11 protein-coding genes and 2 tRNA genes are annotated in these 14,136 nt (G+C 61.9%); 8 read left to right on the top strand and 5 right to left on the bottom strand.

The genetic code is table 11. The annotated features are described in order from the left end of the window. Nucleotides 1–130: 130 nt before the first annotated feature. A tRNA-Gly gene (locus BH682_RS18390) sits at nt 131–204 on the bottom strand. A gap of 408 nt (nt 205–612) precedes the next feature. Between BH682_RS18390 and BH682_RS18385 the strand changes: the two genes are divergently transcribed. From BH682_RS18385 to clpX, 5 genes are all read left to right on the top strand, one after another. Next, nucleotides 613–686 (top strand) — tRNA-Pro (locus tag BH682_RS18385). A gap of 149 nt (nt 687–835) precedes the next feature. Then, complete coding sequence (tig, locus tag BH682_RS18380; RefSeq protein ID WP_075833663.1) at nt 836–2,209, top strand: trigger factor; 1,374 nt, start codon at nt 836–838, stop codon at nt 2,207–2,209. Between the two features lie 216 nt (nt 2,210–2,425). Further along, the gene (locus tag BH682_RS18375) at nt 2,426–3,013 is read left to right on the top strand and encodes an ATP-dependent Clp protease proteolytic subunit (protein ID WP_007730960.1); all 588 of its coding nucleotides are present in this window, start codon (nt 2,426–2,428) and stop codon (nt 3,011–3,013) included. Nucleotides 3,014–3,061: 48 nt separating this feature from the next. After that, nucleotides 3,062–3,724 (top strand): ATP-dependent Clp protease proteolytic subunit, encoded by a 663-nt coding sequence (locus BH682_RS18370; RefSeq protein WP_003944539.1) that lies wholly within the window; start codon nt 3,062–3,064, stop codon nt 3,722–3,724. Between the two features lie 332 nt (nt 3,725–4,056). Further along, a complete protein-coding gene (clpX, locus tag BH682_RS18365; RefSeq protein ID WP_003944582.1) occupies nt 4,057–5,337 on the top strand; it encodes an ATP-dependent Clp protease ATP-binding subunit ClpX in 1,281 nt (426 codons plus the stop codon). A gap of 117 nt (nt 5,338–5,454) precedes the next feature. On the opposite strand, the gene BH682_RS18360 is transcribed toward clpX, so the two are convergent. The 3 genes from BH682_RS18360 to BH682_RS18350 form a co-directional block, all read right to left on the bottom strand. Next, nucleotides 5,455–6,792: an MFS transporter gene (locus BH682_RS18360; RefSeq protein WP_075835353.1), complete on the bottom strand. Its 1,338-nt coding sequence runs from the start codon at nt 6,790–6,792 to the stop codon at nt 5,455–5,457. Nucleotides 6,793–6,982: 190 nt separating this feature from the next. After that, complete coding sequence (locus BH682_RS18355; protein ID WP_075835351.1) at nt 6,983–9,205, bottom strand: glycoside hydrolase family 3 C-terminal domain-containing protein; 2,223 nt, start codon at nt 9,203–9,205, stop codon at nt 6,983–6,985. 71 nt (nt 9,206–9,276) lie between these two features. Then, entirely contained in the window at nt 9,277–9,951 is a 675-nt protein-coding gene (locus BH682_RS18350) for a TetR family transcriptional regulator (protein WP_075833661.1), read from the bottom strand. A gap of 127 nt (nt 9,952–10,078) precedes the next feature. On the opposite strand from BH682_RS18350, the gene aroQ reads away from it, so the two are divergent. From aroQ to BH682_RS18335, 3 genes are read left to right on the top strand one after another with little or no spacing between them, the layout of a single operon-like run. Next, nucleotides 10,079–10,528 carry a type II 3-dehydroquinate dehydratase gene (gene aroQ, locus BH682_RS18345; protein ID WP_075833659.1) on the top strand — a complete coding sequence of 150 codons (450 nt, stop codon included), beginning with the start codon at nt 10,079–10,081 and terminating at the stop codon, nt 10,526–10,528. Further along, on the top strand, nt 10,528–11,406 hold the full coding sequence (locus BH682_RS18340) for a shikimate dehydrogenase (protein WP_003944523.1): 879 nt from the start codon (nt 10,528–10,530) through the stop codon (nt 11,404–11,406). The genes aroQ and BH682_RS18340 overlap by 1 nt, the downstream gene beginning before the upstream one ends. Beyond that, nucleotides 11,403–13,316, top strand: coding sequence for a sugar phosphate isomerase/epimerase and 4-hydroxyphenylpyruvate domain-containing protein (locus tag BH682_RS18335; protein ID WP_073512179.1), 1,914 nt, complete (start codon nt 11,403–11,405; stop codon nt 13,314–13,316). The genes BH682_RS18340 and BH682_RS18335 overlap by 4 nt, the downstream gene beginning before the upstream one ends. On the opposite strand, the gene fdhD is transcribed toward BH682_RS18335, so the two are convergent. After that, nucleotides 13,267–14,136, bottom strand: a complete 870-nt coding sequence (gene fdhD, locus BH682_RS18330) for a formate dehydrogenase accessory sulfurtransferase FdhD (RefSeq protein WP_064113167.1) — start codon at nt 14,134–14,136, stop codon at nt 13,267–13,269. The two genes, BH682_RS18335 and fdhD, sit on opposite strands and share 50 nt — an antisense overlap.

The raw sequence follows: 14,136 nt of genomic DNA, 5'->3' as shown, positions 1-14,136 counted from the left end.
CCGAGCAGAATCGATCCGGACAACTCCAGGATACGGACCGCAGGGGAGTGGTCTGAGTGGACAAAGTCGGAATACAAAAAATCCGCACCGGCTGGGCCGATGCGGATCTTTTGTGGAGTTTCCCTCCTGATGGAGGGGATGACGGGAATCGAACCCGCGTGATCAGTTTGGAAGACTGAGGCTCTACCATTGAGCTACATCCCCGTGCATACGACAACTCGGGATCGCCGTGTTCGTCGTCTGCGATACGAAACTGTACCCAATGCCCCACCGGATTTCATAATCGGGGGGTCGGAGAAGTTCGAGACCGTCGTTCACCTGGGGAATTGGCGAATTGCTCGGCGAGTCGGGGTGTCTCGGCCGCAGGCGCGACTTCTGATTCCGGCTCTGAATGGCAGTTGAGGCAAGGCTGTATGTGGCTGCCGTATGTGGCTGCCGTCGGATGACATACTGACGGGGTCGACAGCCGGGCCGTGTACAAATGGCGGTCGGGTTCGTGAGAGAGTAGTGAGCGCGATAGGGTTGTGCGCGGTCACCGATGGTGGCTGCCTTTGTGGCCCGCTGTCTTAGTGGCCTCGGATGGCCGTATCGTGTGTTTCATGTGATCGGAAACGGGATGTAGCGCAGCTTGGTAGCGCATCCGCTTTGGGAGCGGAGGGTCGCAGGTTCAAATCCTGTCATCCCGACAAGTACGTACATGGCACTTCACCTCCAGTAAGTCCGGGAGTGAAGTGCCGCGCCAGACAGCAGTACCGAACACACAGCACTACCGAACACACAGCAGTACCGATTCAACACAAGTTGTGAGCAAGACCAGACGAAGGAGCGAAGTTTCGTGAAGAGCACCGTCGAGCAGCTCAGCCCGACGCGAGTCCGTATCAACGTTGAGGTGCCCTTCGCGGAACTCAAGTCTGATTTCGACAAGGCCTACAAGGCCCTCGCGCAGCAGATTCGTCTCCCCGGCTTCCGTCCCGGCAAGGCTCCGGCCCGCCTCCTCGAAGCGCGTGTCGGTCGCGGCGCTGTGCTCGAGCAGGTCGTCAACGACGCTCTGCCGTCGCGTTACTCCGAGGCTGTCACCAGCGCCGGCGTGAAGGCCATCGGCCAGCCCGAGATCGAGGTCACCAAGATCGAAGACGGCGAGCTCCTCGAGTTCACCGCCGAGGTCGACGTGCGCCCCGAGATCGAGCTCCCTGACTTCAGCTCCATCAACGTCGAGGTCGATCCGATCGAGATCACCGACGAAGCTATCGAAGAGCAGTTGCTTTCGCTGCGTCAGCGTTTCGGTACCCTCACCGGCGTCGACCGCGCAGTCGAGGACGGCGACTTCGTCTCCATCGATCTGTCGGCCACCGTCGACGGCGAGAACGTTGCCGACGCAACCGCGAGCGGACTGTCGCACGAGGTCGGTTCGGGCCAGCTCATCGAGGGCCTCGACGAAGCCATCATCGGCCTCAAGGCGGGGGAGTCCAAGGACTTCACGTCGACGCTGGTCGCCGGCGAGTACGCAGGCAAGGAAGCTGTTGTCACCGTGACCGTGCAGACGGTCAAGGAGCGCGAGCTTCCGGCTGAGGACGACGAGTTCGCTCAGCTCGCCAGCGAGTTCGACACCCTGGAAGAACTGAAGGCTGACCTCCGTGAGCGCGTCGCACGCGTCCGCAAGGTCGAGCAGGCCGGTCAGATCCGCGACAAGGTTCTCGAGCAGCTGCTCGAGACCGTCGAGGTTCCGTTGCCGGAGGCTGTCGTCAAGGCTGAGGTCGACGCTGCACTGCACGACGCCGTTCACGGTCTCGATCACGACGAAGAGGCACTGAACAAGCTCCTCGAAGAGCAGGGCAGCAGCCGCGAAGAGTTCGACAAGGATGCACAGGAAGCCGCTGAGCGCTCCGTCAAGACGCAGCTCTTGCTCGACTCGATTGCCGATGCGGGCAACGTCACCGTCGGTCAGGACGAGCTCACCGAGCGCATCCTGTTCCAGGCGCAGCGTTACGGCATGGCTCCTGAGCAGTTCATCCAGCAGATCCAGCAGGCCAACCAGCTCGGCGCCGTCTTCGCAGACGTCCGTCGTGGCAAGGCTCTCGCGTCCGTCGTCGAGTCGGCTGGTGTCAAGGACACCTCCGGCGCAGTTGTCGACACCGCAGAGCTGTTCGGCAGCAGTGAGGCCGAAACCGAAGCGGACGAGTCTGATTCCGCCGAGAGCGAAGACAAGTAAAAACGCAGGCGGACGGGTGTTTTCACCACGATCGACTGCACTGAGTTTTCCGCTTTGAGCGAAGTAGGGCGGCACCGGGACTCCGGTGCCGCCCTACTTCGTTACTGTCTGTGTCAGTAGAAGTGTTTCGCATAGACGATCCACCGCACAAGTAGATCCACATAGAAGGCAGGTACCGTGACTTCCAATCACCTGGAGACTTTGCAGAGTCCCGCCATGACTTCAGCGACCGCTGGGTTGAACCTCAGCGACTCGGTGTACGAGCGCTTGCTGCGAGAGCGCATCATTTTCCTCGGTACCCAGGTCGACGACGACATCGCCAACAAGCTGTGCGCACAGATCCTGCTGCTCTCGGCCGAGGACCCGACGCGAGACATCTCGCTCTACATCAACTCGCCCGGTGGATCCGTGACCGCAGGTATGGCGATCTTCGACACGATGCAGTTCGCCGAGTGCGACATCGCCACCTTCGGCATGGGCCTTGCGGCGTCGATGGGTCAGTTCCTGCTCTCGGCAGGCACCAAGGGCAAGCGCTACGCACTGCCTCACGCCCGCATCATGATGCACCAGCCGTCCGCCGGCATCGGTGGTTCCGCCAGTGACATCGCGATCATGGCCGAGCAGTTCAAGCACACCAAGCGCGAAATGGCCGAGCTGATTGCTCAGCACACCGGCCAGACGGTCGAGCAGATCACCGCGGACTCCGATCGTGACCGTTGGTTCACGGCGAAGGAAGCTCTCGAGTACGGCTTCGTCGACCACGTCGTCTCCCGTGCGAATCAGGCCGGCGGCACCGGCAACTGAGCCGGTTCGCCCATCCTTTCGCTGCCCAATTCATACTTTGGAGAACTGATGACCAATCTTTTCGGAGCTAACTCGCTGGGCGGCCAGGCGCCGTCGGGCCCCCAATCGCGTTACATCCTGCCCCAGTTCACGGAGCAGACCAGCTACGGCGTCAAGACGTCCGACCCGTACAACAAGCTGTTCGAGGAGCGCATCATCTTCCTCGGCTCGCAGGTCGACGACGTGTCCGCCAACGACCTCATGGCGCAGTTGCTGGTTCTCGAATCGCAGGATCCGGACCGCGACATCACGATGTACATCAACTCGCCCGGTGGTTCTTTCACCGCGCTGATGGCGATCTACGACACGATGCAGTACGTCCGTGCCGACATTTCCACCGTCTGCCTCGGTCAGGCTGCTTCGGCAGCTGCCGTGCTTCTGGCCGGCGGTACGCCGGGCAAGCGCTTCGCGCTCCCCAACTCGCGCATTCTGATCCACCAGCCGGCTACGGGCGGCATCCAGGGTCAGGTTTCCGATCTGGAGATCCAGGCTGCGGAGATCGAGCGTATGCGTCGGCTCATGGAGAGCACGCTGTCGCTGCACACGGGTAAGGATCCGGAGACCATCCGCGTCGACACCGATCGCGACAAGATCCTCACGGCCGAGCAGGCCAAGGAGTACGGCATCATCGACGACGTGCTGGCTTACCGGAAGCTCAGCGCACAGAAGTAGTCGATTTCCGCCTCGTGTCGAGGATCTGTTACCCGATTCCCGACACGAGGCGGACACGTCGAGAAGTGCCTGGTGGAGCGCTTGTCAGGCTGAAATCTCGACTCTTTTCTTTTTTATCCGCAGACGAAACGCCGAGAACAGGTCGACCCCGTTCGGGATCTGCGGGTACCGTCACTTCACGGGCTGGTTCTCGACCGGCGTTCTGCGATTGTTCGACCAGATTTGTTCGATCAGTTTGTCTGATCTGACAACTACCGAAGTACTGCGGAGCGTCTCGACCGATCGAGTGGCGGCGAGTGCACGTACATGATGGAAAGTAGGGACCTCACGAGATGGCACGCATCGGCGACGGCGGGGATCTGCTCAAGTGCTCTTTCTGCGGTAAGAGTCAGAAGCAGGTCAAAAAGCTCATTGCAGGACCCGGGGTGTACATCTGCGACGAGTGCATCGACCTCTGCAACGAGATCATCGAAGAGGAATTGGCCGAATCGAGCGAGGTCAAGCTCGACGAGCTTCCCAAGCCTGCGGAGATCCGAGAATTCCTCGAGAACTACGTCATCGGTCAGGACTCCGCCAAGCGGACGTTGGCCGTGGCCGTCTACAACCACTACAAGCGCATTCAGGCCGGCGACAAGGGCCGTGACGCGCGGGGTGAGACGGTTGAGCTCGCGAAATCCAACATCTTGATGCTCGGCCCCACCGGCTGTGGCAAGACGTATCTCGCTCAGACTCTCGCGAAGATGCTCAACGTCCCGTTCGCCATCGCTGACGCGACGGCGTTGACCGAGGCCGGTTACGTCGGTGAGGACGTCGAGAACATTCTGCTCAAGCTGATTCAGGCTGCCGACTACGACGTCAAGCGCGCCGAGACCGGAATCATCTACATCGACGAGGTCGACAAGATCGCCCGTAAGAGCGAGAACCCGTCGATCACGCGTGACGTGTCCGGCGAAGGTGTTCAGCAGGCGTTGCTGAAGATCCTCGAAGGTACGCAGGCAAGCGTCCCGCCGCAGGGTGGCCGTAAGCATCCGCACCAGGAATTCATTCAGATCGACACCACGAACGTGCTGTTCATCGTCGCGGGCGCTTTCGCAGGTCTCGAGCGGATCGTCTCCGATCGTGTCGGCAAGCGCGGTATCGGTTTCGGCGCCGAGGTTCGGTCGAAGGCCGAACTGGATACGGTCGATCGTTTCGCCGAGGTCATGCCGGAGGATTTGATCAAGTTCGGTCTGATTCCCGAGTTCATCGGCCGTTTGCCGATGATCGCGTCGGTGACCAACCTCGACAAGGAATCGCTCGTTCAGATCTTGTCGGAGCCCAAGAACGCTCTCGTCAAGCAGTACCGTCGCCTGTTCGACATGGACGGCGTCGAGCTCGAGTTCACCGAAGAAGCGCTCGACGCTATCGCCGATCAGGCGATCTTGCGTGGAACCGGCGCTCGTGGCCTGCGCGCCATCATGGAAGAGGTTCTTCTTCCCGTGATGTACGACATTCCCAGCCGTGACGACGTCGAAAAGGTGGTCGTCACCGCGGAGACCGTCAACGACAACGTACTTCCGACCATCGTTCCGCGTAAGCCGGAACGTGGCGAGCGTCGCGACAAGACGGCGTAGAACTTCAAAACGACTGTGGCCCGGTATCTCTCGCGAGATGCCGGGCCACAGTCGTTCGCGCAACACAGTGGTTCGTGCAACACAGTGGTTCGTGCAGGATGTCTGTCGGGTATTCGGCTAGATCGGGTTGCCGAGTTCCTTGAGGGGAGTGCGGAACGTCTCCTTGGCGGTGAACGCCGAGAGCGCGCAGATGACGCAGGCCACCGAAGTCAGAATGGCAACGGGCATCCAGTGTGTCTTGTCGCCGCCCATGAGGGCGTTGCCGATGGCGGGGGCAAAGCCTGCGAGGGCGAAGCCGACCTGGGTGCCGATCGCAATGCCCGAGTAGCGGACCTTGGTGTTGAACATCTCGGAGTAGAACGACGGCCAGATGGCATTCGGGGCAGCGTAGAAGACGGACATCAATCCGATTGCGGCGAGGAAGATCATGGGAACGTTGCCGCTGGCGATTGCGCCGAAGTACACGTAGATGAACACCGCGCTACCGAGGGCGCCACCGATGAACAGCGGCCTGCGACCGATCCGGTCGGAGAGCATCGCCCAGGCGGGCTGACTGAGCAGGGCTACGGCGTTGGCTGCGATGGCAACCCAGAGCATGGTCGACTTCGGAATCCCCACTTCTTCGGTGGTGGCGAAAGCGAGACCGAAGACGGAGAAGATGGTCGAGACGACGGCGATGAAAGCGCAGCAGATCACGCGAATCAGATTTGCGCTGTGGGTGCGAAGAAGATCGGCAACAGGCAATTTGGCGACGGTCTTGGATTCCTGCTGCTCGGTGAACTCTTCGGGCTCTTCGAGCTTGAGACGCATGATGTATGCCGCGACCAGAACGATCAGGCTGCCCCAGAACGGGATTCGCCAGCCCCACGTGTAGAGGATGTCGTCGGGGAGCGCGGCGATGGGCAGGAATACGAGGCTGGCGAGGATGAAGCCGGCCTGGGTGCCGTTGAGGGTCCAACTGCAGAAGAACGCGCGTCGGCCTTCGGGGGCATGTTCGAGCGTCAGTGAGCTGGCGCCACTCTGTTCGCCAGCGGCGGAGATGCCCTGAGCGATTCTCATCAGGACAAGAAGGATCGGTGCAAGAACTCCGATCGAATCTGCGCTGGGAATACATCCGATGAGGAACGTTGCTGCGCCCATCATGATGAGCGTGAGCAGCATGATCTTCTTGCGGCCGACGCGGTCACCGAAATGACCGAGGACTACAGCGCCGAGGGGACGCGCGACGTACGCGACACCGAAGGTGGCCAGCGAAAGCAGAGCCGCATGTCCGCTGTCCGGGAAGAACACCGTGGGGAAGATGAGCGCAGCGGCGGAGGCGTAGATGTAGAAGTCGTAGTACTCGAGCATGCTGCCGAGAAACGACGATGTTGCGGCGCGCTTGACCTTGGTCGTATCCGGCCTTGCCAAGGATCCCGCCTCGGGCCCGGACGGTGTAACCGTGCTAGCTGACATGCTCATCTCCTGGGTGGAAGCGTCGTGGAGGCTCTACATCCGCCGATTGTGTTCGTATAAAGAACGTCTGTGCGGAGAGCGATACAAGGAATGTAACCGACGCCACAGCAACTACACAAGATTATTAACCAAATAGTTCATAAAAATCTACTGGCGGTCACTCCGCTCGTCGAAACCGCAGTTCAGGGAGTTAGGAGGCCGGCTGTGCTGCGGCCGCCACCAACTGCTCCACCTGTTCCTCGGTGATCCCGAGGCCGAAGGTGGCGAGTTTTCCGAGCGGCATCGAGCCTGCGAGTGCCATCATCTCGGGGCTGACCGCCTGTGCACCGTCGCCCGCTGCGGCAGCCATGGCGGCGCCGAGAACTGCGCTGCCGACGGGATGGGCGAGCCATTCGCCGATGGTCGACATGGCGTCGAGCGTGCCGACACCGACGTTCCCGGCCAGGGTGATCGTGTCGGTGGTTGCGATGTCCCGAGACGAGAAGCCGACGCGGATCTCGTAGTCGCCGACCTCGATCGCCCAGTCCTTTTCCGTGACAGACCAATAGGCAAATGCCCTGCTGTCGAGCGTGATGGTCACAGTCGCGGATTCGTCGGGGTCGAGGTGGACTTTGGCAAAGCCTTTCAATTCCTGCGCGGGTCGATCGATGCTTGCCGAGGCGTCGTGGACGTAGACCTGAACGACGCTGCTGCCCGATCGGTCGCCGCTGTTGCGCACGGTGACGGTCACTTCGGCGGAGTTTTCACCGGCCTCGACGGAGGTATCGGTGATGTCGAAGGTGGTGTAGCTCAGCCCGAACCCGAACGGGTACGCCACTTCGCGCAGCGCGGAGTCGTAGTAGCGGTATCCCACGTACAGGCCTTCGCCGTAGCGGACGTGCTGCTGTGATCCCGGGAAATGCAGATACGACGGATTGTCTTGGAGGCGAAGCGGAATGGTCTCCGTCAGGCGGCCGGACGGATTCGTGATGCCGAACAGAAGATCGGCAATCGCCGAGCCGCCCGCCTGGCCGAGTAGCCAGCCCTCGAGGATTGCGGCGGCATGATCCTTCCAAGGCTCGATCGAAACCACGCCGCCGTTGGCGAGCACGACGACCGTGTTCGGGTTCGCGCCGTGGACCGCTTCCAGCAGGGCGATCTGGTCAGCCGGCAGTTCGATGTCGGTTCGGTCGAATCCTTCGGATTCCGTGGCGGACGGTAGTCCGAGGAACAGCACCGCGACGTCGGCGCGGCGTGCGGCGTCGACAGCCTCGGTGACCATGTCGTCGTCCGGAGTGCCGTCGAAGGTGAAGCCCGGTGCGAAAGTGACGCGGTCGGCGCCTTCGAGGTCGAGGATTGCGTCCAAGGCATTGTCGAGCTTGGTCGGGACCACCTGTGAACTGCCGGCTCCCTGGTACCGCGGGCTGCACGCGAATTCGCCGATCACCGCGACGGTTTGCCCGCCGGGGGTCAGCGGCAGTAGTTCTCCGTCGTTGGCCAGCAAGACAGCGGACTCCGCTGCAGCGGTCCGTGCCAGTTCGTGGTGACGCTCGACGTCGTACGTGTGGCCCTCGGTGCGCGCGGCGGCGGTGCGTGCCACCAGCGTCGCCAGGCGCTCGGCGGCAGTGGTGAGCACTGATTCGTCCAGGTCGCCGCCGCGCACGGCGTCGACGATCTGGGTATCGGTTCCGGTCGGCGGCATTTCCAGGTCGAGGCCCGCGGCGAGTGCCGCCACGCGGTCGTTGACCGCTCCCCAGTCCGAAACGACGAGGCCGTCGAAGCCCCACTGTTCGCGGAGTACCTCGGTGAGCAGCCAATGGTTCTGGCTCGAGTACACACCGTTGATCTTGTTGTACGAGCACATGACCGTCGTCGGGGCCGCGGTCTTGACGGCGTATTCGAAGCCGGCCAGATAGATCTCGCGCAGCGTCCGTTCGTCGACGTCGGCACTGACTCTCATCCGGTCGTGTTCTTGGTTGTTGGCAGCGAAGTGCTTGAGCGAGGTTCCGACGCCGCGAGACTGGATGCCGGTGATCAGCGCTGCCGCGACGCGGCCGGAGAGGAATGGGTCCTCGGAGACGTATTCGAAATTCCTGCCACACAAGGGTGATCGTTTGATGTTGATGCCTGGGCCGAGGAGGACCGAGACCTGTTCGGCTTTGGCCTCGTCGCCCAGAGCCTCACCGACCTGGCGGATGAGGTCGAGGTTCCACGACGAGCCCAACCCGACCGCCGGTGGGAAACATGTCGCTGGAATGCTGTGGCCGAGTCCGAGTGCGTCGCCGCCCTCGGGTTGTTTCCGGACTCCGTGCGGACCGTCGGTCAGGAGTATCGATTCGATTCCGGGAACGGACTGGCTGTGCCAGAAATCCGAGCCCGACGTCAACGACGCCTTCTCCTCGAGTGAAAGCCCGTCTACGTAATTCTCGGTCACGTCATTCCTCCCGGTGGCAGCTGTGAGTTCCACTCACCACCGTAGGGGGATTTTTCGGACTTCGGGGTGGGTCAGGACGGCGCCTTCGAGGTCAAGAACGCAACAACCATGTCGCCGAGCATTGTTCGAAGATGCTCACGATGCGTCGAGTCGGTCAGGTCGCGGTCGAAGAGCGCTTTGAAGGTGTAACGATTGGCGATACGAAAGACGCAGTAACTGCTGATCAACATGTGAATATCGAGAGCATCTACGTCGGAGCGGAATGCTCCCGACTGCTGTCCGTCGTGGAGGATCTGCGAGACCAGGTCGGCGGCGGGGGCGCCGAGACCGCTGAGTAGCTCGGATTTCTCGATGTGCTCACCGCGGAGCATGTTCTCGTTGGCTACCAGCCGAATGAAGTTCGGGTGTTGTTCGTGGTGGTCGAAGGTGAGTTCGGCCAAGGCGCGGACTGCTGCCGTGGGTTTCAATCCCTCGAGGTCGAGTTCACGTTCCTGCGCACGAATGACGCTGTACGCGTGTTCGAGGACGGACTTGTACAGCCCTTCCTTGTCGGTGAAGTAGTAGTAGATCATGCGCTTGGTGGTGTGAGTCTTGGTTGCGATCTCGTCCACTCGGGCGCCGGCAAAGCCTTTGTCGGCAAACTCCTCGGTGGCGACGGCGATGATGTTCACCCTGGTCAGATCGCTGTTTCGGCGTCGTTTCTCCGGCTTCGACACCATGGAGTTCACTGACTGCTCGGAAACCATGTGCTCACTCTATCTGTCAGCGGTTTGTCGACTTTGCTTGTCGAGTTCGCGTCGGGGGAGTAACGTCCAGTGAACTAACTCACTAGTTCGTACATTAGTTTCGAGCGTCAACCCCGAGGTGCCCCTGATGACTCCATCTCTACCGGTTCTGGTCCTCAACGGACCCAACTTGAATTTGTTGGGCCAGCGCCAACCGGAGTTCTACGGGAGAGACACCCTGGACGACGTCGTTTCCCGCTGTGAAGCGGCGGCCGAGAAGTTCGGAGCGGTGGTCGAGGCAAGGCAGTCGAACCACGAGGGTCAACTGATCGATTGGGTCCACGAGGCCAGGGGAAATGTCGCGGGCATCGTCATCAATCCCGGTGGGTACTCGCACACCTCCGTTGCGTTGCGCGACGCTCTGGTCACACTCGATGCCCCCGTCGTGGAGGTGCACATCAGCAACATCCACAGTCGCGAAGATTTTCGTCACCACTCGTATGTCTCCGGCATCGCCGACGCCGTCATCTGTGGATTGGGAATCGACGGATACAGCGCCGCAGTCGAATTCGTCTGCATCCGTGAAGGGAAGAACTGATGAGCGATTCGATGCTCTGCGGTCTGATCGGCACCGGAATCGGAGCCTCTTTGACTCCGATCATGCACGAGGAAGAAGGGCGCAGGCAGGGTCTTCCGTACGTCTACCGCATCCTCGATCTCGACGTGATGGGCATGGCGCCGTCGGACATCGGTGAACTTCTCACCTATGCACGACGTTTCGGGTTCCGCGGCCTCAACATCACTCACCCGTGCAAGCAGTTGGTGATCGAGCACCTCGACGAGCTCTCGCCGGATGCGAGCCGGCTCGGAGCGGTGAACACGGTCCTCTTCGACGCCGGCAAGGCGATCGGACACAACACCGATTGGTCGGGCTTCGGCCGAAATTTCGACGACGGACTTCCCGGAGCACAGCTCGATCGCGTCGTGCAGCTCGGTGCCGGCGGAGCCGGTGCGGCGGTTGCCTATGCCGCGCTCACCCGTGGCGTCGGGACACTGACGTTGGTCGATTCGAGCCTGCCTCGCGCGCAGGAACTTGCACAAACCTTCGCGCAGCAGTTTCCGGCGCAGGTTGTCGAGGCGCGGCACACGAGCGACCTCGCCGAAGTGCTCGGCAAGGCAAACGGATTGATCCACGCGACGCCGATGGGAATGGCGGCTCATCCCGGAATGGCATTCTCGCCAAATCTGCTTCGCCCTGATCTGTGGGTGGCCGAAATCGTCTACCGCCCACTCGAAACCGAACTGTTGCGTCAGGCAAGGCTGATCGGAGCCCCGACGCTCAGCGGAGGCGGAATGACTGTCTTCCAGGCCGTCGACGCGTTCCGGATCTTCACGGGCATCGAGCCCGACAGTAAGCGGATGCTCGCGCACATGACGGAACTTGTACACGGCGAACAGACTGCGGCAGCGCTGTGAGTGCCCCGGTCCGGACGTCGATCGCGACGGTATCGCTCAGTGGCACTCTCGAGGAGAAGCTCGACGCCATCGCTGCTGCCGGCTTCGACGGCTTCGAGGTGTTCGAGCCGGATTTTGTTGCTTCGCCGTGGTCCCCGAAGGAATTACGAACGAGGGCTGCGGATCTGGGCTTGACCCTCGATCTGTATCAGCCGTTCCGTGACTTCGACACGGTGGACGAGGCCCAATTTGCTCGGAATCTTGTTCGAGTGCAACGCAAATTCGAGCTCATGGATCAACTGGGGTGCGAGACGCTCCTGGTGTGCTCCTCGCCCCTGCCGACCGCAAGTCACGACGACGGTCAGTTGACAGAGCAATTCGGAGCTCTCGCCGAACTGGCGTCCGAGCACGGCAAGAAGGTTGCCTATGAGGCGCTCGCGTGGGGTGCCCACGTCAACACGTACGGCCATGCGTGGCAGATCGTCGAGGGCGTCGACCATCCTTCGCTCGGTACCTGTCTGGACAGCTTTCACATCCTCTCGCGCGGTGACGATCCCGCCGGAATTCGCGAGATTCCCGGCGAGAAGATCTTCTTCCTCCAGTTGGCGGACGCTCCATTCTTGGCGATGGACATCCTCCAGTGGAGCCGGCATCACCGAAACTTCCCGGGGCAGGGCAGCTTCGATCTCAATGCGTTCGCTCAGCATGTCTACGCCACCGGTTACGACGGACCGTGGTCGCTCGAGATCTTCAACGACGTATTCCGCCGCGCCGACACCCAGCGGACGGCAATCGACGCTCATCGGTCGCTCCTGCATCTGGAAGAACAGGTCGCCGCCGCGAACCCTGCCGCCGGTGGACCCACGCTGTTCACCGCCCCGGAGCGCACACCGCTCGAAGGAATCGTGTCTCTGCGAATCGCGGCGGGTCCGGCGAAACAGGACCAGGTGCACTCGATGCTCTCCCGCGTCGGTTTTCATCTTGTCGGACGGCACCACGATCACGATTTGCAGTTGTGGCGGCACGGACCGCTCACCGTTGCCGTGGATGCGACTGCGGGCACGGTGTGGACGGCGCCCGGGCTGCCTGCGGATCTACCGGTTCTCACTCAGATCGGCATCCGGGCAACCGAACCCGAGGTGTGGGGAGAGCGCGCTCTGGCTCTCGAAGTGCCGGCGACGCGCGTGCAGTTGCCGGGGTCGAGCGACGAGAACTCCGAGGTACCGGACGTCGTACGCCTGAAGGTCACCGATGCGACATCGATCGACCTTCGTGGCCCCGGCAGCGCTGCAGCGTGGGAATCGGCATTCGAGATCTACCCGCTACCCGCCGAGCGCAATCGTGAACAGGGCGCAGTGTTCACCGGGATCGACCACGTGGCACTGGCAGTTCCGGCGGAGAGTTGGGACGGCATCATGCTGCTCCTGCGGTCCGTGTTCGAGATGCAACCGCACGAGGGGCAGGACGTCACCGATTCGGTCGGACTCATGCGGAGCCAGGCACTCACGCTCGTTCAGGACGGTGACGGACATACCCTGCGGATCTCACTGAACATGGTGGAGGGCAGTCGAAGCGGGCTGCCGACGGTCCGCCGCGGCGGCGTCAGCCACGTCGCTTTCGCGTGTGAGAACATCTTCGGTGCCGCTGCGTCCATGCAGGACTGGGGCTTTGCTCCGCTACCCATTTCCCCGAACTACTACGACGATCTGGACGCACGTTTCGGTCTGAATTCAGAACTGCTCGACCGGATGCGCAGCGCCGGAATCCTTTACGACGCGGACGCTCACGGCGAGTTCTTCCACCTGTTCACCCCGACCGTCGGGGGAGACCTGTTCTTCGAGGTCGTGCAGCGGGTGGGTGGATACGAGGGCTACGGGGAAGTTAACTCCGCTGTGCGACTGTCGGCTCAGTTGCGCGCGAGTTCGACGTGACCTCGACTCGGTGCGGGTGCGAGTAGATATTCATCGAATCGCCGCGGATGAAACCGGCGAGAGTCAGCCCGGACTCCTGCGCTAGTTCCACGGCCAGCGACGACGGCGCGGAGACAGCACCGAGGATCGGAATGCCGGCCATGACGGCCTTCTGGACGAGTTCGAACGACGCCCGACCGCTGACGATCAAGATCGTGTCGTAGAGGGGCACTCGGCCGTCGGTGATGGCCCAACCGATCACCTTGTCGACGGCGTTGTGACGGCCGACATCCTCGCGCAGTGCCAGGAGTTCGCCGGTGGCGGTGAACAATCCGGCCGCGTGCAGGCCACCGGTGCGCTCGAAGATCCGTTGGCTCTCCCGCAGTGTGACCGGCATGGCCGACAGGATGGTCGAGGTGACGGAAGTCGTGTCACCGACCAGCGGATGTCGCGTCGTGGTTCGGACGGCGTCGAGCGAGGTCTTGCCGCACACGCCGCACGCGGAACTGACGACGGTGTTCCGATCGGTGGTGTGGTCGGGCAACGGCACTCCGGGAGCGAGAGCGATGTCGAGGACGTTGTACGTGTTCGCACCGGATTCGTCGACGCCGTCGCAGTAGCGGACGACGCTCACGTCGTCGCGGGTGGCGATGACACCTTCGCTGAGAAGGAATCCGTGCACGAGGTCGACGTCGTTGCCGGGGGTCCGCATCGTCACTGCCAGCACCTGACCGCCCACTCTCATTTCGAGTGGTTCCTCGACGGCCAGCGTGTCGGGGCGCGTGACGACCCGATCACCCGAGATTCGAACGACCGGTGTTCGTGCGGTGACTCGTCCCAT

It is taken from the genome of Rhodococcus sp. YL-1 (assembly GCF_001942025.1).
Classification (GTDB): Bacteria; Actinomycetota; Actinomycetes; order Mycobacteriales; family Mycobacteriaceae; genus Rhodococcus_F; species Rhodococcus_F qingshengii.
Note: the sequence above shows the minus strand (reverse complement) of the source record. Positions and strands in the feature narration are given on the sequence as shown.

What these genes read in the sequence shown, in the direction of transcription:
- BH682_RS18375 (WP_007730960.1), top strand. Translation starts at nt 2,426, where the DNA reads ATGACTTCAGCGACCGCTGGGTTGAACCTCAGCGACTCGGTGTACGAG.
- BH682_RS18370 (WP_003944539.1), top strand. Translation starts at nt 3,062, where the DNA reads ATGACCAATCTTTTCGGAGCTAACTCGCTGGGCGGCCAGGCGCCGTCG.
- clpX (WP_003944582.1), top strand. Translation starts at nt 4,057, where the DNA reads ATGGCACGCATCGGCGACGGCGGGGATCTGCTCAAGTGCTCTTTCTGC.
- BH682_RS18360 (WP_075835353.1), bottom strand. Translation starts at nt 6,792, where the DNA reads ATGTCAGCTAGCACGGTTACACCGTCCGGGCCCGAGGCGGGATCCTTG.
- BH682_RS18350 (WP_075833661.1), bottom strand. Translation starts at nt 9,951, where the DNA reads ATGGTTTCCGAGCAGTCAGTGAACTCCATGGTGTCGAAGCCGGAGAAA.
- aroQ (WP_075833659.1), top strand. Translation starts at nt 10,079, where the DNA reads ATGACTCCATCTCTACCGGTTCTGGTCCTCAACGGACCCAACTTGAAT.
- BH682_RS18340 (WP_003944523.1), top strand. Translation starts at nt 10,528, where the DNA reads ATGAGCGATTCGATGCTCTGCGGTCTGATCGGCACCGGAATCGGAGCC.
- fdhD (WP_064113167.1), bottom strand. Translation starts at nt 14,136, where the DNA reads ATGGGACGAGTCACCGCACGAACACCGGTCGTTCGAATCTCGGGTGAT.